Here is a 20,485-nt window from a genome sequence, read left to right as displayed (position 1 = left end):
CGAAAAACATACGGCTTCTTAAGGCAAATCAGATGCTTCCGACCGTTTTCAATCTCGCCCTGGGGTGGATTTCAGCCTGCGACAGCACCGTCGTCTGGGCCCGGAACCGCTCGACGAGGGAGCGTACGAAGGGACGAATTGCCGCAGACGTGACCAGCACCGGCGCCTCGCCTTCGCGCGCGGCGCGCTCGAAGGCCTCGCGCACGCCGGTCATGAATTCCGACAGCTTCGAGGGCTGCATCGCGAGGCTGCGTTCCTCGCCCTGGCCGATGATGGATTCGGCGAAGGCCTGTTCCCACCGCGCCGACAGCGCGATCAGCGGCAGATAACCGCTGTAGGAGGTGTTTTGCGCGCAGATCTGCCGCGCGAGGCGGGCGCGGACATGCTCGACCATGGTCGCGGGATTGCGCGAGAAGGCGAGCGAGTCGGCGATGCCTTCCAGGATGGTCGAGAGGTCGCGGATCGAGATGCGCTCGGCGAGCAGCAGCTGCAGCACGCGCTGGATGCCGGAGACCGTGACCTGGCCCGGCACGATGTCCTTGACCAGCTCGCCCTGCTCCTTCGGCAGCTCCTTGAGCAGCTTCTGCACCTCGCCGTAGGAGAGCAGGTCCGACATGTTGGCCTTGAGCAGCTCGGTGAGGTGGGTCGAGAGCACGGTCGCGGCGTCGACGACGGTGTAGCCCTTGAGCGAGGCTTCTTCCTTGAGGCTGGCATCGACCCAGGTTGCGGGCAGGCCGAAGGTCGGCTCGGTGGTATGGATGCCGGGCACCTGCACCTGGCTGCCGCCGGGGTCCATGACCATGAACTGGTTCGGCCAGATCTTGCCGGTGCCGGCGTCCACTTCCTTGATCTTGATGATGTAGGTGTTGGCTTCGAGCTGGACGTTATCGAGGATGCGCACGGCGGGCATCACAAATCCCATCTCGATCGCGAGCGAGCGGCGCAGCGCCTTGATCTGCTCGGTGAGGCGGTCGGTGCCATCAGGGCCGTTGACGAGCGGCAGTAGCGCATAGCCGAGCTCGATCTTGAGATCGTCGATCTTGAGCGCGGCGGAGATCGGCTCTTCGGCCGCAGCGGCGCCAGGTGAACCCGGCGTTCCCGGAGCGGGTGCGGTCTTTGCAACTTCGTCAGCCCTGGCAGTCGCCCGGTTGCGGTTGCGGGCGTGCCAGGCGAGCGCACCGGCGCCGCCGCCGAGCGCCAGGAAGGGGATGGTCGGGATACCCGGCAGCGCCGCCAGCACCAGCATGACCGCCGCGGACATCGCCAGCGCCTGCGGATAGCCGGAGAACTGTTTCATCAGCGCCTTGTCGGCGGCGCCGGACACGCCGGCCTTGGAGACGAGCAGGCCGGCCGCGGTCGAAACGATCAGCGCCGGCACCTGGGTGACGAGGCCGTCACCGACGGTCAGCAGCGTGTAGCTGCGCCCGGCATCGGCGAAGGAGAGGCCTTGCTGCGCGACACCGATGATCATGCCGCCGACGATGTTGATGAAGACGATCAAAAGGCCCGCGATGGCATCGCCGCGGACGAATTTGGAGGCACCGTCCATGGCGCCGAAGAAGCCGCTCTCGTCCTCGAGGTCCTTGCGGCGCTGCTTGGCGACCTTCTCGTCGATCAGGCCGGCGGAGAGATCGGCGTCGATCGCCATCTGCTTGCCGGGCATGGCGTCGAGGTGGAAGCGGGCGGCGACTTCGGCGATACGGCCCGAACCCTTGGTGATGACGACGAAGTTGACGATGATCAGGATGGCGAAGACGATGATACCGATGACGAAATTGCCGCCCATCACGAAGCTGCCGAAGGCTTCGATGACGTGCCCGGCGGCATCCGTGCCCTCGTGCCCGTGCGACAGGATCAGGCGGGTCGAGGCCATGTTGAGCGACAGGCGCAGCATGGTCGAGATCAGGAGGACGGTCGGGAAGGCGGAGAATTCCAGCGGCGCCTGGATGAACAGCGACGTCATCAGGATCAGGATCGAGAGCGTGATCGAGATCGCCAGGAACAGGTCGAGCACGATCGCGGGCAGCGGCAGGATCAGCACCACCAGGATGGTGAGGACGCCGAGCGCCAGCGCGATATCGCCGCGCTTGAGGATGTTGCCGATCTCGGTAAGGGTCGGGAAGCCGGCGTTCGTGCTGCCTACGCCCTGTCCCGCGGTGACGTCGACCATGGTAGCTGCTCCCCCGCGCGACTGCCGTCCGCGCGCCCCAAATGTCTGCGCGGCGGCCGAAGGGCCGCCGTTTCGAAAGTGAGGCACCGCACTGGCGTCCACGGGGGACCTCCCGTTCTACGCGGCTGACGACACTCGACTTCACCCGGCAATTCTTGCCGGGTGTATGGTTAGCAAAGGGTTAACGGAGGGTGCGGCAGGAGGTCAGACCGGGGTGTTTCGGGCACCTGGCAGGGACGAAGTCGTCATGCCCGAGCTTGTCCTGCTTGCGCGGCCGAAGCCGTGAATGGCCGGGACGAGCCCGGCCATGACGTTGTGGAAGCGTTTGGCGCCGAAATCAGCTGCGGAGGACGTAGCCCTACTTCGCCTTCTGCATCGTCGTCACCGTGTACCCCGAAGCCGCCTCCTCGGCCTCGAAGGTCACCTTGTCGCCGACCTTCACCTGCTTGAGCAAAGCGGGGTCCTTGACGCGATAGACCATGGTCATGGGTTCATCCATGCCGAGGCTTTTCGCCGGTCCGTGCTTGAGCGTGACCTTGCCGGCGCCTTCGTCGATCTTCTTGACCTCGCCGCTGATCGCGGCGCCCTGGGCCGCGAAGGCTTCGGCGGCAAGGCCGACGGTCAGCGCCAGCGCTGCGGCGATACGGATGGTGCGGTTCATGGGAGTCTTCCTTGTTACTTCACGGTGACGTGGCCGACCATGCCGTAGTCGCGGTGGTCGGGAATCAGGCAGGAGAATTCGAACGTGCCGGCCTTGCTGAACTTCCAGAGGATCTCGGCCGTCTTGTTCGGTGCGAGCCTGACGCCGTTGGGGTCGTCGTGCTCCATGTGCGGATGCTTCTTCATCTCCACGGCATGCGCGAGATTCTCCTTCGTCGTGGCGAGCAGGAATTCATGGTCCTCCTTGCCGACATTGCGCAGCACGAAACGAATCTGCTCGCCGCGTTTGACCTCGATCCTGGCGGGCGCGTAGTCCATCTCGTTCAGCAGAATCTCGATCGTGCGCGCGGGCTTCCTGGGATCGCCAGGCTCGCCGGCCGAAAAGGTCCCGTGCCCGTGCTGGTCGTGGGCAAATGCCGGCGCGGTCGAAAGCGCAGCCAGCGCAAGTCCGAGTTTGATCGTCTTCTTCATCTTGTTCTCCAGTTGGTGGTGGTTCATCGAAACGCTCACATCTTCATGTTCTTCATCGGTGGGCTGCCCGGCTTTTGCCGCGCCGGCTCTGCGGCCGGCGGGGTGACCTCGTAGGCGACGGTGCCTTGCGGGAATTTGTAGGGGCCGGGATCGCGGTAATCGTCGCGCGCGAGGTCCTCGCGGATCTTCATCACCGTGAACATGCCGCCCATCTCGATCGGGCCGAACTGACCGGTGCCGGTCATCATCGGCAGCGTGTTGTCGGGCGCGGGCATCTCCATGTTGCCCATGGCCATGCCGGTCGAGCCCATCGCCATGCTGTCAGGCGCGAGCTTGCGGACGGCCCTGGCGAGGTCCTTGCGCGACACGCCGATCAGATTGCGCACCTCGTGCCCCATCGCGTTCATGGTGTGGTGCGACTTGTGGCAGTGGAACGCCCAGTCGCCGGGATTGTCGGCGAGCACGTCGAACACGCGCACCGCGCCGACCGGCACGTCGGTGGTTGTCTCCGGATATTGCGCGCTCTCCGGAATCCAGCCGCCATCGGTGCAGGTCACCGCAAAGCTGTGGCCGTGCAGATGAATCGGATGGTTGGTCATGCTGAGATTGCCGATGCGCACGCGCACCTTGTCGCCGAGCCTGATCGGCAAGGGATCGATGCCGGGAAACACCCGCGAATTCCAGGTCCACATGTTGAAGTCGGTCATCTCGTTGACCTGCGGCAGGTATGTGCCGGGATCGACGCGATAGGTGCTCATCACGAAGACGAAGTCGCGGTCGACCGGCCGGAAGCTTTGATCGCGCGGATGCACGACGACCATGCCCATCATGCCCATCGCCATCTGCACCATCTCGTCGGAATGCGGGTGGTACATGAAGGTCCCGCTCTTCTTCATCTCGAACTCGTAGACGAAGGTCTTTCCCGGCTGGATGTGCGGCTGCGTCAGTCCGCCGACACCGTCCATGCCGCTGGGAATGATCATGCCGTGCCAGTGCACGGTGGTGTATTCGGGCAGTCTGTTGGTGACGAAGACGCGAACCTTGTCGCCTTCGACCGCCTCGATGGTCGGACCCGGCGACTGGCCGTTATAGCCCCACAGATTCACTTTCATGCCCTCGGCGAACTCGCGCACCACGGGCTCGGCGACGAGATGGAATTCCTTCCAGTCGCCGTTCATGCGGAACGGCAGCGACCATCCGTTCAGCGTGACCACGGGGCGATAGTCCGGGCCGCTGATCGGATGCAGCGGCGGCTGCATCACCACCTTGTCCATGTGAGGCGCTTCCGGAATGGACGCGGCCTGCACACGGCCGCTGATGGCCGACGCGCTGGCAAGCGCGGCGGTGCCCAAAAATCCTCGGCGGGAATACATGTTGGCCTCCATCTCAGTGACCGCCATCGGCAGGCGCTGCCGCGGCGATGGTGGTTGAAGTGTCGCCGCCCGACGCAGGTGCGCCGCCGCCGTTGACGGCGGTCTGGAGGTCGGACTGGGCGAGGAAGAATTTTTGCTTGGCATCGATCGCGCCGCGCAGCGATGCCAGGCGCTGCCGCGCTTCGGTGAGCAGCGCGAAAATATCGACCTGCATGCTGGAGAAGCGCAGCTGCATCTCCTCCGTGATGATTTTTCGCAAGGGCAGGATTTCGCGCTGATAGTGGCTGGCGATGTCGTAGCTGGAGCGATAGACACGATAAGCATCGCGCGCCTCGGAGCGGACGTTGACGGCGCGCTCGGTCAGGCGGTTGAAGGCGAGATTGTAGGTCTCCGCCGCCTGCCGCACCCGCACCTCGCCGCCGTCGAAGATCGGGATCTGGAACTGCACATCGAAACCGCGTTCGCGGAACGGCGGGCCCTCGGGATCCTGGGTGCGGCGGGAGATGCCGGCGAGGTCGAGCAGCGTGACAAAGCGCGTCGCCTCGGTGAGGTTGAGCGACTTTGCCAGCGCCGTCAGCTCCAGCCGCGCGATCTGTAGATCGATGCGATGGGCAACAGCATCAGCCTCGATCGAGGGCAGTGCCTGCGGCCGGCGCGGCAGCGGCGGCAATTGATCGGGCAGACGGAAGTCGAGGCCGCCGTCCCACAGCCCCATCAGGCGCGCGAGCCTTTCGCGCGCGCTCGTTGCCGCCTGCCGCGCGGTGGCGAGGTCGGCCGTGGTCTCGGCATAAAACACCTGCTCGCGGGCCTGGTCGAGCTTGTTGATCGAGCCGGTCTCGCCGAGTTTGACCGCGAGCTGCGCCGTCGATTCCGCCGTCGCCTTCGCGTCGGTGAGCAGCGCCACCATTTCGTTGCCGGCGACCGCACGGATATAGGCGCGCCGGACATCTGCGGCCAGCCGCAGCGTCGCCAACGCCGCGCGCAATTGCGCCTGACGGAAACGGTCGCGGGCGATGTCGGAGCGGAACGGCAGGGTGGCCAGCGCGAGGATGTCGCCAACCACCTGACGCTCTATCTCGCTCGCGCCATTGCCTGCGATGCGCGAGATCGAAAACACAGGATTGGGCGGCAGGCTCTGCTCGACCAACTCGGTCTCGGCCAGCGCCAGCTCGTTATAGGTCGCTTGCAGTCCCTTGTTGTTGAGCAGCGCGATCTGCACGGCCGTCTCGGTGGTCAGCGTGCGCGCCAGCAAGCGGCGGACGGTCGCGTTGACGGCCTCCGCACCTTCGGCCGTTCGCACGAAGGCGACGTCCTTGTTGATGGTCTGGCTGGTGAGGTCCGAGACCGTCGTCATGCCTCCGTCCGGCGAGAATGCCATGCAGCCGGAAAGTCCCAGCGCAGTGAGCACGAGCAGGCCCCGCGCAAAATGATGCGTCATGGCGCGCCCCTACCGGTCTTGCTTCGGCTGCGGTGCGACAGCGTCGTTGCGGTCGCGCCATGGCCCCGGCGTCGCAGGTCGCAGGCTGGTATAGGGCGCGATGGTCGACCGATAGCTGGCGCGTGCGACCTTTGCCGCAGGATCGGCAGGATCGGCGCCGGCCACGGGCACAGTTGCCGGCATGCAGCCGGACAATATCAATGTGGTTGCGGCCAGCAGCGGCCAATAGAATCGAAAGTGTCGTCCACGCGCCGCGGATGCGGCGGCGAACTTCGCCCCGGAAAGCGTAAGCATGAGTCATCCCTAATCTGTCGTAGAGACCACAGGTTCGCGCGCGCGGATGCGCGTCCGAACCTGACGTCGTCGCGTCAGATCAGGCGATGGGAGGGCGGTAGTGCTGAGGCGGCGCCGCGCTGTGCAGGCTGACCACGATCTCGGGCGCGCAGGCGGAAATCGGCTGCAGCGGCTTGGCGACGCCGGGCAGGTCGGCCGGCAGCGCGCTCACGCACATCATCGCGCAGCACGGGCCAGCCTTGCCGTCATGGTGATGTTGGGCGGGCGCATCCTGTGCGGCAGCCCGGTGATGCGCGTGCATGCCTGCGTGGTCATGCGGCACATCGCCATGCATGTGGCTGGCCTGCATCTGGTGATGCACCGGCACGAGATCGGCGAGGAGCGCGTCGTCGAGGCACGGCGCCGGGCCGCTGCCCCAGGCGAGGGCTGCTGCCGGCGCGAGCACGCAGAACAGATAGGCGAGGGCGATGATCCGCCCCACCCTGATCCGCATCGATCGCGTCAATCGCAACAGCATTCCGCCGACAGGCTCCTCGCGCGGCAATGTTGCACACGCAGATTGCAAACTAATGGCAAAGCGCGGCTTCGCCAAGCATCTTCTTACCGCAGTGCACCGCGCATGCCCAATATCGCGGCACGTTGCTTGACCGCGCGGCGATCAGCGAACATGGTCCGGCCCGTGCACGCGCCAAATCTCCCAGGACAGAGACCGGCCTCATTCACCCCTGATTCGCGTCAGGCTTGGGTGCGGCTGTTGCTCGCGCTGCTGATCGGTTCGATCGGTGGCGTCGGCATGTGGGCCGTCGTCGTGGTGATTCCCGTCGTGCAGGCCGAGTTCGCCGCCACGCGTGCTGCGGTGTCGCTGGCCTTCACACTGATGATGTTCGGCTTCGGCCTCGGCGGCGTGATCGCCGGCAAGATCACCGACAAGTTCGGCATCGTGCCGGCGATGGCGATCAGCATCGCTTTCATCGGCGTTGCCAACGTGCTGGCGGGGCTCTCGACCCAGCTCTGGCAGTTCGTCGCGGCCTATTTCCTGATCGGGCTCGGCACCTCGGCGACCTTCGCGCCGCTGATGGCGGAGGCCTCGCACTGGTTCGAGCGCTATCGCGGACTTGCCGTGACCATCGTCGCGAGCGGCAATTACGTCGCGGGCACGATGTGGCCGCCGCTCATCAGCGAGGGCATGCAGACGATCGGCTGGCGCACCACGCATATCGGCATCGCCCTCGTTTGCGTGGTCTTGATGACGATCCTGGTGCTGGTCCTGCGCGCACAGATGGGCGACGACAAGGTCCGCAATCACGCCAATGCGCGCCCGCCGCAGGTCGATCTCAAGCTTTCGACCAACACGCTGACCGTGCTGCTCTCGATCGCCAGCATCTCCTGCTGCGTCGCCATGGCGATGCCGCAGGTGCACATCGTCGCCTATTGCGGCGATCTCGGTTACGGCGTGGCGCGCGGCGCCGAGATGCTGTCGCTGATGATGGCCTGCGGCATCGTCAGCCGCATCGGCTCGGGCTACCTTGCCGACAAGATCGGCGGCATCCGCACGCTGCTGGTCGGATCGCTGGCGCAGGGCTTTGCGCTGGTGTTCTATCTGTTCTTCGACAGCCTGACTTCGCTCTATCTCATCTCCGCGATGTTCGGCCTGTTCCAGGGCGGCATCGTGCCGAGCTACGCCATCATCGTGCGCGAGGCGATGCCGGCGAACGAGGCGGCAACCCGCGTCGGCATCGTAATCTTTGCCTCGGTGTTCGGCATGTCCTTCGGCGGCTGGGTGTCGGGCGTCATCTTCGACGCGACGGGCTCCTATGCTGCGGCGTTCGCGAACGGCGTGGCGTGGAATGCCCTCAATGTCGGCATCGTCTTGACGCTGCTGATCCGCTCGCGGATGAACGCGGTCAAGACGGGACCGGGTTTTGCGACCTAGACTTCTCGTCCCACCTTCAGCAGCGAGCAACCGGTGATCTTGTAGCTGCCGTCCGCCTGCTGCTCGAGCGTGTAGAGCGCTTCCCAGGCTTCGCCATTGGCGTCGATGATGTGGACGTGCTGGGAGATCCAGTTGCCTTCGCTCTTGCTCTCGCCAAACTCAAAGCTCTTGTGCCGGTAGACCGGCGCGTAGCCGTTTTGCACCATGGACATGAAGATGTCAGGGGCGGGGAAGATTTCCCTGATCGCAGGCGCGGCGTGGGAATAGGCCGCGGCCGCATCGTCGCGCGCAAAGGCCTGCTCCTGGGCACGGATGACGCCCTGTGCCGCAGTGACGTCGGCGGCGCATGCTGGAGCGGCACCAAGGATAATCATGAGGGCGACGAGCAAGGCGGCGATGCGCATGACAGGCTCCGCGTTGAAATCCCGGCGATGCCAATCCTAGCACGCCCTCAGGGAAATACGGCGCGCTATCGCTTCCGTTTCACCGCGGGCTTGGCGGCGCGCGCCTTGGTCTTGGTGCCGGACTTGCCGGCCGGCTGCACCCGCAGCCCGTCCACGAACACGTCGAGCATGCGCAGCACCGAGGATTGCCAACCGGGCTGGTCGTGCATGTAACACATGCCGACCAGTGCCCTGAGCAGATCCTCCGGGCTGACATCGCCGCGCATCTGGCCGGCGGCGACCGCGCGGTCGAGCAGCGAGCCGATCGCCTTGGTCAGCCGGTCCATCGAGAACGCCGCGAGTTCCGACGAGCTCTGGAACGTCAGCGCCAGCGCGGCCGACATGCCCTTTTTTGTGGCAACGAATTCGACGTTGGAGCGCAGCCAGCGCCGCAGCGCATCGACCGGGTCCTTGGCGTTCTTCAATTGCTCAGCGAGCTCGCTGAGCTGCTCGACCTCGCGCCGGTACACCGCCTCGAACAAATCCTCGCGAGTCGGAAAATGCCGATAGAGCGTGCCGATGCCGACGCCGGCGCGTTTGGCGACGGCTTCCAGGCTCGCCTCGGGACCGCCCGCGTTAAACACGATTTTCGCCGCCTCGAGCACGCGCTCGCGATTGCGCACGGCGTCGGCACGGGGCTTCCGAATCTGGTCGGTCTGGTCGTCCATGGCGGTAATGTAGATCACGAATTGGTTAGATTGAACCCTCGCAATGAACCCTTGCAAGGCTGCATCGCGTTGTCTGCGCTTGGGCTTTTGACGAATTCCAAATATTTTTCGGCGGCCCTTGTTAAGCGGAGGGTGCCTCCGTATCTTCCTTGAGATGTTAGCCGGGTTCCGCCTGGCCAACGCATATCGACAGCGGCCACGGAGGTGGCGCGCTGGCCGATGACTCATGTCCATATCTGATCGGAGCCTTGTATGAACCACTCCATCAGCCTCACCGTGAACGGTGCGCGGCGCGACTTCGTCCTCGACGATCCGCGCGTCACGCTGCTCGATCTCCTGCGTGAGCGCCTCCATCTGACCGGAACCAAGAAGGGATGCGATCGCGGCCAGTGCGGCGCCTGCACCATTCTCGTCGACGGCAAGCGCATCAACTCCTGTCTTGCTCTGGCCATCAGCCATGACGGCGCCGACATCCTCGCCATCGAAGGCGTGGCGCGCGGCGACCAGCTTCATCCCGTGCAGGCGGCCTTCATCGCCCATGACGGATTCCAGTGCGGCTTCTGCACGCCCGGCCAGATCATGAGCGCGATCGGCATGATGCAAGAGGCGCAGGCCGGCAACGATCCCGAGCGCATCCGCGAATGCATGAGCGGCAATCTCTGCCGCTGCGGCGCTTATGCCGGCATCGTCGATGCCGTGCTGGAAGCCCAGGCCGGCACGGACGAATCCAATCAGAGGCGCTCCGCATGAAACCGTTCGATTATATCAGGCCGGCCACAGTGGCCGAGGCCGTTGCGGCGGCCGCTCAGCCGGGCGCTGTTTATCTCGCCGCCGGCACCAATCTGCTCGATCTGATGAAAGGCGGCATCAGCCGGCCGGATCGTCTGGTCGACGTCACGCATCTCGACGGACTCGATCAGATCGAGACTCTCGCTGACGGATCGTTGCGCATCGGCGCGCTGGTGGGCAACGCCGATCTCGCGCATGACGCAAACTTCGCGAGGTCCTACCCGGCCGTTGCCGAGGCGCTGCTGTCCGGTGCGTCCGCGCAACTGCGCAATGCCGCGACCGTCGGCGGCAATCTGCTGCAGCGGACGCGCTGCGCGTATTTCTACGACACCGCCAGCCGCTGCAACAAGCGCGAGGCCGGCTCTGGCTGCGACGCGCGCGACGGCGAGAACCGCACCCATGCCGTGCTCGGTTGGAGCGAAAGCTGTATCGCCACGCATCCGTCGGACTTCTGCGTACCCCTGCTTGCGCTCGATGCCGTCGTCGAGATCGAGGGCAGGAACGGCCGCCGCGAGATCGCGCTCGACGCGCTGCATCGCCTGCCGGGCCATACGCCCGAGCGTGAATCGGCGCTCGAACCCGGCGACCTCGTCGTCGCGGTGCGCCTGCCGCCGGCGGCGCGCAGCTTTGCCACGCATGCGCGCTACCTCAAGGTTCGTGAGCGCACGTCTTACGCCTTCGCCGTGGTCTCGGCCGCGGCTGCGTTGCGGATCGAGAACGGCAAGGTCGCGGAGGCGCGGCTGGCGCTCGGCGGCGTCGCAGCAAAGCCCTGGCGGGCTCGTGCCGCGGAAGACGTGCTCAAGGGCGTTACGCCCACGGCAGATGCCTTCCAGGAAGCGGCCTGGCGCGCTCTTACCGACGCAAAGCCGTCCGGCGACAACGCCTTCAAGATCGAGCTCGCACGCCGCATCGTCGTGCGCGCGCTGACCCTTGCCGCTGCCGGTACGCCCGCGCGTATTCCCGCGCTGCCGGCCTCTCCCTTTGCCTCGACGTCCGGAGCCATCCATGCCTGAGCTTAATCTATCCAGCTCTCCCGCCCATCTGCGCCACGGCTCTAACATCGGTCAGCCGCTGACCCGCCGCGACGGCGTCCTCAAGGTCAAGGGGCAGGCGACCTACGCCGCCGACAACCATCCGCCCGGCATGCTGTTTGCCGTGATGGCGGTCGCCAGCATCGCGCATGGCCGCGTCACCTCGCTCGATGTCGCCGCCGCAAAACGCCATCCCGGCGTCGTCGACGTCATGACACCCGAGCACAAGCCGCAGCTCGCAATCGATCCGGAGATCAAGACCAATCCGTTCGTGTTCCGGATGGAGGTCTTGCAGAGCAATGAGGTCCGCTACGCCAACCAGCCCATCGCAGTCGTGATCGCCGAGACGCTGGAGGCGGCGACCGAAGGCGCGGTGCTGCTGGCGCCGCGCTACGAGACGCTGCCTGCGCTGGTCGGTCTCGATGCCGGCGAGAGTTACGTGCCGCCTGTCGTCGGCGTCGGCAACCCCACGGAAAATCACCGCGGCGATGTCGAAGCAGGTCTCGCCGCAGCCGACAAGCAGATCGACTCGATCTACGAAACGCCGCCGCAATATCACAACGCGATGGAGCCGCATGCGATCGTCGCGTCATGGGATGGCAACAATTTGCAGATCGACATGCCCACGCAGGGGCTGATGCTGTCGCTTGCGCGCGTGGCAGAGTTGTTCGGCATCGCGCATGACAAGATCCACATCCGCAGCCCGTTCCTCGGCGGTGGCTTTGGTTCGAAGGGGCTGATGGCTGGTCCGCCGGTCCTCGGCATCATGGCGGCAAAGCTGGTCGGCAAGCCGGTCAAGCTGGTGCTGCGCCGTGAGCAGATGTACGGCCCGGTCGGTCACCGTGCACCGACGCGTCAGCGGCTGCGCATTGGCACGGACGGCGAAGGGCGCCTGACCGCGCTCGATCATCACGCCAGAACCGTGTCGAGCACGTTTGACGATTTCTACGAGCCGGCCGCGGATGCCTCGCATACACTCTATGCCAGCCCGTCAATCCGCACCTCGCATGACGCCGTGCGCGTCAACACCGGTACACCGCTGTTCATGCGTGCGCCCGGCGAGGCCACCGGCTCGATCGCGCTCGAAAGCGCGATCGACGAAATGGCCTGGGCCTGCGGCATCGATCCACTCGCCTTCCGCCTGAAGAACTACGCCGAGGTCGAGCCGATCACGGGAAAACCGTTCTCGTCGAAGGCGCTGCGTGCCTGCTACGAGCAGGGCGCGGCGCGGTTCGGCTGGGCGAAGCGTTCGCTCCAGCCGCGGCAGATGCGCGACGATGCAGGTCTCCTGGTCGGCTGGGGCATGGGCACGGCGACCTTCCCAGCGCTGATGTTCCAGGCCGAAGCGCGCGCAGTGCTCCGCCGCGACGGTAGCGGCGCGATGGAGATCGGCGCGCATGACATGGGGCAGGGCGCCTGGACGGCGCTCGCCCAGATTGCGGCCGATGAACTCGGCCTCGATATCGACCGCGTCGAGTTCAAGGCTGGTTCATCAGACTTGCCCGACGCCGGTATTGCCGGCGGCTCGGCGCACACCGCGACCGCGGGTGCCGCGATCCACAGCGCCGGTGCGGCCGTGGTCGCAAAGCTCGCCGATCTCGCCACCAGTGACGAGCGCTCGCCGCTGTTCGGTGCCGGCAATGCCGGCGTCATCGCACGCGAGGGCCGGTTGATCCGTCGCGATGACGAAAACCGCGGAGAGAGCTACGTCGAGATCCTCGCGCGCGCTGGCGTTGCCGAGGTCGAGGCGCGCGGCACCGGCGCGCCAAATCCTGCGGCGATGGAAGAGTATGCCATGCATGCCCACGGCGCGGTGTTCGCGGAGGTGAAGGTCGATCCTGAGCTCGGCCAGGTCCGCGTCACCCGCATGGTCGGTGCGTTCGCTGCGGGGCGCATCGTCAATCCGCATCTGGTGAAGAGCCAGCTGTTCGGCGGCATGATCTGGGGCATGTCCTTCGCGCTGCATGAGGAAGCCATCACCGACCGCCGCAGCGGTCGGATCATGAATGCCAATCTCGGCGAGTACCACATCCCGGTGAATGCCGACGTGCCGCCGCTCGACGTGATCACGGTCGAGGAGCACGATCCGCATGTGAATGCGCTCGGCATCAAGGGCGTCGGGGAGATCGGTATCACCGGCAGCGCCGGCGCGGTCGCCAATGCCGTCTGGCACGCGACAGGCGTGCGGGTGCGTCGTTTCCCGATCAAGATCGAGGAGTTGCTGACGCAGCGTTGAGGCAAAAAGGCGGGACGAGATCTTCTCGTTCCGCCGCGTCCTGCTAATGCAGTTTCTTGCGGAGCGCCTTCAGCGCTTCTCGCTGCGTCTCGATATAGTCGGCAATAGCCTTACGCAGCTCCTGCGAATGGAGCTTGTCGGTGTCGCGCTGCACTTCATCGAGCGCAGCCTCTGCATTGGCAAGCGTGATCTTCATCTTCGAGCCCAGTTATGAAGCGGCGCCGGAATGTCTCTCGGCTTGGGTTCGCAACATATAGAGGATCGACGCGCGGAAATTGAGATGCCTCAAGATCCGTAAGACACCGGGGCACTCCGTAAGATTCCGGATAATGTCGATGCGCCTCAAAACGTCGGCGGCGTGCAGGCCGAGATCACTTCGCACGGCTTGCCGCCGACGCAGCGGAAGCGATGCGGGCGACGGCTCTCGAAGTAGTAGGCATCGCCGGGATTGAGGATGCGGCGCTCGTCCTCGACGGTGACTTCGAGCTTGCCCGAGATCACGATGCCGCCTTCCTCGCCGTCATGGACGAGGTGAACGCGTCCGGTGTCGCTGCCGGGCTCGTATCGCTCTTTCAAGATCTGCAAGCTGCGGCCGAACAGATTGTCGCCGATCTGCCGATACGAGATCGGCTTCTTGCCGACCTCGGTCAGCTCTTCAGAGCGATAGAAGATCTTGCGCCGGCTCTCCGGCTCCAGCGCGAAGAACTCGGCGAGCCCCATCGGGATGCCGTCGAGGATGCGCTTGAGCGCGCCGACCGACGGGTTCATCTGGTTGGATTCGATCAGCGAGATCGTCGAATTGGTGACCCCGGCGCGCTTGGCGAGCTCGCGCTGCGACAGCTTGTGGTGTGCCCGGATGAATCGCAGCCGTCCACCGATGTCGACGCTCATGCCCCTGGTCCCTGTTGCAGGTGTTGCGGATCGCGCAAATATGGACCGGCACCCCCAGTGAAATCAATGGCTTGCAGGTGACCAGAAAAGGACTTGTTGCGCTTCCGAAGCCGTGCCTCTGCTATCCGGTCAGCAAAGGAGCGTGGCCCGTGACCCTTCATCAGATTCCGAACACTATCAAGACCGACTCGTTCTGGATGCCGTTCACGGCCAACCGTCAGTTCAAGAAGGCGCCGCGCCTGTTCTCCTCGGCCGAGGGCATGCACTACACCACCGTCGACGGCCGCAAGGTGATCGACGGCTCCGCTGGCCTCTGGTGCGTCAATGCCGGCCACGGCCGCAAGCAGATCGCCGCCGCCGTCGAGCGCCAGCTGATGACGCTGGACTTCGCGCCGTCGTTCCAGATGGGCCATCCGCTGGCATTCGACTTCGCCGAGCGTCTCGCCGAGATCGCGCCGAAGGGCCTCGACCGCGTTTTCTTCACCAACTCCGGCTCCGAGTCGGTCGACACCGCGCTGAAGATCGCGCTCGCCTATCACCGCGCCAACGGCCAGGCGAGCCGCACCCGTCTGATCGGCCGCGAGCGCGGCTATCACGGCGTCGGCTTCGGCGGCATGTCGGTCGGCGGCATGGTCGCCAATCGCCGCGCCTTCGCCACCCACCTGCCGGGCGTCGACCACATCCGCCACACCCACGATCTCACCCGTAACGCCTTCGCCAAGGACCAGCCTGAGCATGGCGCCGAACTCGCCGACGATCTCGAGCGTCTGGTCGGCCTGCACGGCGCCGAGACGATCGCGGCCGTTATCGTCGAGCCGGTGCCGGGCTCGACCGCGGTGCTGCCGCCGCCGAAGGGCTATCTCAAGCGTCTGCGCGAGATCTGCGACAAGCACGGCATCCTCCTCATCTTCGACGAGGTCATCACCGGCTTCGGCCGCCTCGGCACGCCGTTCGCCGCCGACTTCTTCGGCGTCACGCCGGACCTGATGACGACGGCCAAGGGCATCACCAACGGCACCATTCCCTGCGGCGCGGTTTTCGCAAGCCGCAAGGTTCACGACGGCCTGATGGTCGGCCCGGAGAACCAGATGGAGCTGTTCCACGGCTACACCTATTCGGCGCATCCGACGGCCTGCGCCGCCGGCATCGCGACGCTCGACATCTACAAGGACGAGGGCCTGCTGACGCGCGGTGCGTCGATCGCCGAATACTGGCGCGATGCGCTGCATTCGCTGAAGGGCCTGCCGAACGTCGTCGACATCCGTAATTGCGGCCTGATGGGCGCGGTGGAGCTGTCGTCGCGTGACGGTGCGGTCGGCGCGCGCGGCTACGACGTGATGGTCGACTGCTTCAATCGCGGTCTGTACTTCCGCATGAGCGGCGACTCCTTTGCGCTGTCGCCCCCGCTCATCGTCGAGAAGAGCCATATCGACGATATGGTCTCGATCCTCGGCGACGCCATCAAGCGGGTGGCTTGATAATTGCTCTCGCCGTTGCGGAGTTTGTTCTTGCAGCGGCGAGCGTGATGCCGCGGGAGTTTGACGAAGCGTGAAAGTTCTGATCCTCGGCAGCGGTGTCATCGGTGTCACCTCTGCCTACTACCTTGCGCGTGCCGGTCATGAGGTGACGGTCGTCGACCGTCAGCCCGAGCCGGCGCTGGAAACCTCTTTCGCCAACGCGGGCGAGGTGTCGCCCGGCTATTCCTCGCCCTGGGCCGGCCCCGGCGTGCCGGTGAAGGCGATCAAATGGCTGCTGATGAAGCACGGCCCGCTGGTGATCCGGCCGAAGCTCGATCCTGTGATGTGGGTCTGGCTCTCCAAGATGCTGCGCAACTGCACCAGTGCGCGTTACGCGGTCAACAAGAGCCGGATGATCCCGATCGCGGAATACAGCCGCGATTGCCTGCGCGATCTGCGCCGCGACATCGGCATCCAGTATGACGAGCGTTCGCAGGGCACGCTGCAGCTGTTCCGCTACCAGGCGCAGCTCGATGGCACCGGTGAGGACATCGCCGTGCTCAAGCAGTATGGCGTTCCTTTCGAGGTGTTGAGCCGGGAGGGCTGCATCGCGGTCGAGCCGGCGCTCGCCGCCGTGAAGGAGAAGTTCGCCGGCGGCCTTCGCTTGCCGCAGGACGAGACCGGCGACTGCCACATGTTCACGCAGGCGCTGGCCAAGCATGCCGAAGCGCTCGGTGTGCGCTTCATGTTCAATACCGGCATCGACCGCATTGTCACGGACGGCGCGCGCGTCAGTGGTGTCGTGACCAGTGCGGGCACGTTGCAGGCCGACGCCTACGTTCTCGCGCTCGGAAGCTGGTCGTCGCGGCTCGTTGCGCCGCTCGGCATCTCACTGCCGGTCTATCCGGTGAAGGGCTATTCGATCACGGTGCCGATCAAGGACGCCTCCGGCGCGCCGGAATCGACCGTGATGGACGAGAGCTACAAGGTCGCGATCACCCGCCTCGGCAATCGCATCCGCGTCGGCGGCACCGCCGAGATCTCCGGCTATTCGAGCCAGCTCTACGACGCCCGCCGCGCTACGCTCGATCATTCGCTGACCGATCTGTTCCCGCGCGGCGGCGATCTCTCCAAGGCGACGTTCTGGAGCGGCCTGCGTCCGATGACACCGGACGGCCCGCCGGTGATCGGCCCGACGCAGTACGGCAACCTCCACCTCAACACCGGCCATGGCACGCTCGGCTGGACCATGTCCTGCGGCTCCGGCCGCGTGCTCGCGGACATGCTGTCGGGCAAGAAGCCGGAGGTCGATGTGAGCGCGCTGACGGTGGACCGGTACAAGTATCGGTTTGGCTAAGACTCTATCTGCTCGTCATTGCGAGCGCAGCGAAGCAATCCAGTATCTTTCCGCGGTGGCAGCCTGGATTGCTTCGCTGCGCTCGCAATGACGGTGGAGACGCATCGTGCACTCACTCCATCTCCGTCACCCTGAGGTGGCCGCTTCTTCAGCGGCCCTCGAAGGGCGACGGCCCGGCTCTATCGGGCCGTGCATCCTTCGAGGCTCGCTGCGCGAGCGCCTCAGGATGACGGGACTGGAATTGCGCTAGCCGCGCGAAAAGAAGCTACCCCGCCCCCGTCACGCAATTCACCCACAGCACCACAGCCTTCGCATCATTGGCCGGATTGGAAAAACGGTGCGGCCTTCGGCTCGCGAACCGAAAACTGTCGCCCGTCTTCAGCGACCACGTCTCGCTGTCCACCGTCAGCATCATCTCGCCTTCGAGCACCAAGCCGGCCTCTTCGCCATCGTGAGTGTAGAGCTCGTCACCGGTGGAGCCACCCGGTTCCAGATGCACCAGGAACAGGTTGAGCTTGTTGTCGGCGCTCGCCGGGCTCAGCAATTGTTTCGATACGCCGGTGCGCCAGAGCTTCAGCTCGGGGCGCTGCAGCCCGCGCGTCACGACCTGATCCGATACACCGTCGGCACTTGGGCTCGCGCCGAACAGCGCGGCGATGCCGACGCCGAGCACGTCTGCGAGCGTGGCCAGCACGCGCAGCGAGGGCGACGACAGTCCGCGCTCGATCTGGCTGAGGAAGCCGATCGACAGGTCCGTGCGTGCGGCCACCGTCTCCAGCGAGAATTGCCTGACGCGCCGGAGATCCCGGATGCGGCGGCCGACCGCGACATCCATCGCGGGCTCGGCCGGCTTGGTGACAGCCTTGACCGGCACCTTCCTGGCCTTCACCGTCCTCGCCGGCTTTGCGGCGGCCGGTTTGCGCATTCTTTTGCCACCGCTCACGTCAAACCGCTTCCTTCATGTGCATGAAAACCGCTTGCATCGCCCGCGAAAGTGTGACCAAATTTTCATATTGGTGAAAATAGGCCGAAACGGCTTGGCCCGCAACGTCTGATCACGACATGCGCGAGCGCCGACATCGGCCAAGCCCAAAGGGGGATGCGATGAAGCGTTTTGGTCTGGCCGCGGTCGCGGCGCTCGCGATTGCAGCGGTGATGCCGGCTTCGGCGCAGCAGGTGCTGAAGGTCGGCTCGACGCCGACAGGCATTCCCTTCACCTTCCTCGACACCAAGACCAACACGATCCAGGGCATCATGGTCGACATCGTCACCGAGATCGGCAAGGACGCCGGCCTCAGCGTGCAGATCGAGCCGATGGCGTTCTCGGCGCTGATCCCGTCGCTGACATCGGGCAAGATCGACATGATTGCGGCTGCGATGTTCATCACCGCGCCGCGCAAGGAGGTCGTCGACTTCTCCGATCCGATCTACACCTACGGCGAGGGCCTGGTGGTCCCGAAGAGCGACACCAAGGCCTATGCCACGCAGGATGATCTGAAGGGCGAGACGGTCGGCGCCCAGGTCGGTACCGCCTTCGTCGATGCGCTGAAGAAGTCCGGCCTGTTCGCCGACGTCAAGGCCTACGACACCATCCCGGACATCCTGCGCGACGTGAACACCGGTCGCCTCAAGGCCGGCTACGCCGACTATCCGATCCTCGCCTACAATCTGAAGCAGGGCGGTTTCCCCGAGGTACGTCTCGTCGACGGCTACAAGCCCGTCACCGTCGGCTCGGTCGGCATCGGCGTCCGCAAGGGCGAGGCCGCGCTGCTCGGCAAGATCAACGCCTCGCTGGCGAAGCTGAAGGCCAACGGCACCATCGACAAGATCCTCGAGAAGTGGGGTCAGAAGGCGCAGGGTTGATCGACAGAGGCTGGTAAGGCTGACCGATGAAAGGCTTCTGGCACGACGCCGTCGAATTCTTCCCGATCCTGATGAGCGGCGTCGCGCTGACGATCGTCGTCACTATCGGCTCGCTGCTGCTCTCGACGGTGCTGGGTCTGATCTGGGCGATGATGCGGGTCTCCGGCATCAAGGTGCTGTCGATGCTCAGCGCTAGCCTGATCAACGTGATCCGCGGCATCCCGATCATCGTGCTGTTGTTCTACCTCTATTTCGTGATGCCGGATCTCGGTGTCACGCTGTCGGCCTTGCAGGCCGCGATCCTCGGGCTCGGCATCGCCTATTCGGCCTACCAGGCCGAGAATTTCCGCGCGGGCATCGAGGCGATCGACAAGGGCCAGATCGAGGCGGCGCAGTCGATCGGCATGGGCTGGTGGCTCACCATGCGCCGCGTGGTGCTGCCGCAGGCAGTGCGCATCGTGCTGCCGCCTTACGGCAACGTCATGATCATGATGCTGAAGGATTCTTCGCAAGCCTCGACCATCACGGTCGCCGAGCTTGCCCTTCAGGGCAAGCTGATCGCGTCCTCGACCTTCAAGAACACCAACGTGTTCACGCTGGTGGCGCTGATGTATCTCACCATGAGCATCCCGCTGATCCTGCTGGTCCGTCACTTCGAGAAGCGGGCGGGCAAGAAATGATCGAGCTCACCGACGTCCACAAGAGCTTTGGCCAGAACGAGGTGCTCAAGGGCATCACGGCCTCCGTCCAGAAGGGTGAGGTGGTCTGCATCATTGGCCCCTCGGGCTCCGGCAAGTCGACGATCCTGCGCTGTATCAACGGGCTGGAAAGCTACGACCGCGGCGAGATCAACGTCGAGGGACTGAAGGTCGACCGCGATGCGCCCTCCATCGTGAAGGTCCGCACCCAGGTCTCGATGGTGTTCCAGCGCTTCAACCTGTTCCCGCATCGCACCGTGCTGGAGAACGTCGTCGAAGGTCCGCTCTTTGTAAAGAAGGAGCCGCGTGCGCAGGTGCTCGAGCGCGGCCGCGCGCTGCTCGGTCAGGTGGGCCTCGCCGAAAAGGCCGATGCGCATCCACCGCAGCTCTCTGGCGGCCAGCAGCAGCGCGTCGCCATCGCGCGCGCGCTCGCGATGCAGCCAAAGGCGATCCTGTTCGACGAGCCGACCTCGGCGCTCGATCCCGAACTGGTCGGTGACGTGCTCGGCGTGATGCGCAAGCTCGCCGATGACGGCATGACCATGGTCGTCGTCACCCACGAGATGGGCTTTGCCCGCGACGTCGCCGACCGCGTGCTCTTCATCGACGGCGGCGTCATCGTCGAGCAGGGCGCGGCGAAGGCCGTCCTCAATCAACCCCAGCACCCGCGCACGCAGGACTTTTTGCGCCGCGTGCTGCATCCGCTCTGATCG

General features: G+C 65.2%; 21 protein-coding genes. 9 read left to right on the top strand and 12 right to left on the bottom strand.

What is annotated here, in order from left to right:
- Positions 1-28 precede the first annotated feature (28 nt).
- From flhA to IVB46_RS07715, 7 genes are all read right to left on the bottom strand, one after another.
- On the bottom strand, positions 29-2,170 hold the full coding sequence (gene flhA / locus IVB46_RS07745) for a flagellar biosynthesis protein FlhA (protein WP_071916417.1): 2,142 nt from the start codon (positions 2,168-2,170) through the stop codon (positions 29-31).
- A gap of 358 nt (positions 2,171-2,528) precedes the next feature.
- Positions 2,529-2,831 carry a copper-binding protein gene (locus tag IVB46_RS07740; protein WP_247311619.1) on the bottom strand — a complete coding sequence of 101 codons (303 nt, stop codon included), beginning with the start codon at positions 2,829-2,831 and terminating at the stop codon, positions 2,529-2,531.
- 14 nt (positions 2,832-2,845) lie between these two features.
- A complete protein-coding gene (locus tag IVB46_RS07735) occupies positions 2,846-3,301 on the bottom strand; it encodes a cupredoxin family protein (protein ID WP_028149531.1) in 456 nt (151 codons plus the stop codon).
- Positions 3,302-3,336: 35 nt separating this feature from the next.
- Entirely contained in the window at positions 3,337-4,674 is a 1,338-nt protein-coding gene (locus tag IVB46_RS07730; RefSeq protein WP_247311622.1) for a copper oxidase, read from the bottom strand.
- A 13-nt stretch (positions 4,675-4,687) separates the two neighbouring features.
- Positions 4,688-6,112, bottom strand: coding sequence for a TolC family protein (locus tag IVB46_RS07725; protein ID WP_247311625.1), 1,425 nt, complete (start codon positions 6,110-6,112; stop codon positions 4,688-4,690).
- A 9-nt stretch (positions 6,113-6,121) separates the two neighbouring features.
- The gene (locus IVB46_RS07720) at positions 6,122-6,406 is read right to left on the bottom strand and encodes a hypothetical protein (RefSeq protein WP_247311628.1); all 285 of its coding nucleotides are present in this window, start codon (positions 6,404-6,406) and stop codon (positions 6,122-6,124) included.
- A 79-nt stretch (positions 6,407-6,485) separates the two neighbouring features.
- Complete coding sequence (locus IVB46_RS07715) at positions 6,486-6,923, bottom strand: hypothetical protein (protein ID WP_247311631.1); 438 nt, start codon at positions 6,921-6,923, stop codon at positions 6,486-6,488.
- A gap of 150 nt (positions 6,924-7,073) precedes the next feature.
- Between IVB46_RS07715 and IVB46_RS07710 the strand changes: the two genes are divergently transcribed.
- Complete coding sequence (locus tag IVB46_RS07710) at positions 7,074-8,339, top strand: MFS transporter (protein WP_247311634.1); 1,266 nt, start codon at positions 7,074-7,076, stop codon at positions 8,337-8,339.
- Here IVB46_RS07710 and IVB46_RS07705 read toward each other — a convergent pair.
- Positions 8,336-8,743, bottom strand: a complete 408-nt coding sequence (locus tag IVB46_RS07705) for a DUF4864 domain-containing protein (protein ID WP_247311637.1) — start codon at positions 8,741-8,743, stop codon at positions 8,336-8,338. The genes IVB46_RS07710 and IVB46_RS07705 overlap by 4 nt on opposite strands.
- Positions 8,744-8,808: 65 nt before the next feature.
- A complete protein-coding gene (locus IVB46_RS07700; protein ID WP_247311841.1) occupies positions 8,809-9,450 on the bottom strand; it encodes a TetR/AcrR family transcriptional regulator in 642 nt (213 codons plus the stop codon).
- Positions 9,451-9,702: 252 nt separating this feature from the next.
- On the opposite strand from IVB46_RS07700, the gene IVB46_RS07695 reads away from it, so the two are divergent.
- Genes IVB46_RS07695 through IVB46_RS07685 form a run of 3 tightly spaced genes read left to right on the top strand, consistent with a single transcriptional unit; the run spans position 9,703 to position 13,506 of the window.
- Entirely contained in the window at positions 9,703-10,200 is a 498-nt protein-coding gene (locus IVB46_RS07695; protein ID WP_247342405.1) for a 2Fe-2S iron-sulfur cluster-binding protein, read from the top strand.
- Positions 10,197-11,252, top strand: a complete 1,056-nt coding sequence (locus IVB46_RS07690; protein WP_247311640.1) for a xanthine dehydrogenase family protein subunit M — start codon at positions 10,197-10,199, stop codon at positions 11,250-11,252. The genes IVB46_RS07695 and IVB46_RS07690 overlap by 4 nt, the downstream gene beginning before the upstream one ends.
- Positions 11,245-13,506 (top strand): xanthine dehydrogenase family protein molybdopterin-binding subunit, encoded by a 2,262-nt coding sequence (locus IVB46_RS07685; protein ID WP_247342403.1) that lies wholly within the window; start codon positions 11,245-11,247, stop codon positions 13,504-13,506. Before IVB46_RS07690 ends, IVB46_RS07685 begins: the two co-directional genes overlap by 8 nt.
- A gap of 43 nt (positions 13,507-13,549) precedes the next feature.
- Here the strand turns inward: IVB46_RS07685 and IVB46_RS07680 are convergent, their stop codons facing one another.
- Entirely contained in the window at positions 13,550-13,702 is a 153-nt protein-coding gene (locus IVB46_RS07680) for a hypothetical protein (protein ID WP_166082130.1), read from the bottom strand.
- Between the two features lie 146 nt (positions 13,703-13,848).
- Positions 13,849-14,397: a cupin domain-containing protein gene (locus IVB46_RS07675; RefSeq protein ID WP_015688264.1), complete on the bottom strand. Its 549-nt coding sequence runs from the start codon at positions 14,395-14,397 to the stop codon at positions 13,849-13,851.
- Positions 14,398-14,546: 149 nt separating this feature from the next.
- Between IVB46_RS07675 and IVB46_RS07670 the strand changes: the two genes are divergently transcribed.
- Together IVB46_RS07670 and IVB46_RS07665 are read left to right on the top strand one after the other, a co-directional pair.
- Positions 14,547-15,875: an aspartate aminotransferase family protein gene (locus IVB46_RS07670; protein WP_049826414.1), complete on the top strand. Its 1,329-nt coding sequence runs from the start codon at positions 14,547-14,549 to the stop codon at positions 15,873-15,875.
- A gap of 70 nt (positions 15,876-15,945) precedes the next feature.
- Positions 15,946-17,211, top strand: a complete 1,266-nt coding sequence (locus IVB46_RS07665) for a D-amino acid dehydrogenase (RefSeq protein ID WP_247311648.1) — start codon at positions 15,946-15,948, stop codon at positions 17,209-17,211.
- Between the two features lie 265 nt (positions 17,212-17,476).
- Here IVB46_RS07665 and IVB46_RS07660 read toward each other — a convergent pair whose 3' ends face one another.
- Positions 17,477-18,136, bottom strand: coding sequence for an XRE family transcriptional regulator (locus tag IVB46_RS07660; RefSeq protein WP_247311650.1), 660 nt, complete (start codon positions 18,134-18,136; stop codon positions 17,477-17,479).
- 179 nt (positions 18,137-18,315) lie between these two features.
- Here IVB46_RS07660 and IVB46_RS07655 point away from each other — a divergent pair, with 179 nt between their 5' ends.
- From IVB46_RS07655 to IVB46_RS07645, 3 genes are read left to right on the top strand one after another with little or no spacing between them, the layout of a single operon-like run.
- Entirely contained in the window at positions 18,316-19,074 is a 759-nt protein-coding gene (locus IVB46_RS07655) for an ABC transporter substrate-binding protein (protein ID WP_247311652.1), read from the top strand.
- 26 nt (positions 19,075-19,100) lie between these two features.
- Entirely contained in the window at positions 19,101-19,754 is a 654-nt protein-coding gene (locus tag IVB46_RS07650; RefSeq protein ID WP_014497665.1) for an amino acid ABC transporter permease, read from the top strand.
- Positions 19,751-20,482, top strand: a complete 732-nt coding sequence (locus tag IVB46_RS07645) for an amino acid ABC transporter ATP-binding protein (RefSeq protein WP_028149547.1) — start codon at positions 19,751-19,753, stop codon at positions 20,480-20,482. Before IVB46_RS07650 ends, IVB46_RS07645 begins: the two co-directional genes overlap by 4 nt.
- The last annotated feature ends 3 nt before the right edge of the window (positions 20,483-20,485 follow it).

The organism is Bradyrhizobium sp. 61, assembly GCF_023073075.1.
Classification (GTDB): domain Bacteria; phylum Pseudomonadota; class Alphaproteobacteria; order Rhizobiales; family Xanthobacteraceae; genus Bradyrhizobium; species Bradyrhizobium barranii.
Note: the sequence above shows the minus strand (reverse complement) of the source record. Positions and strands in the feature narration are given on the sequence as shown.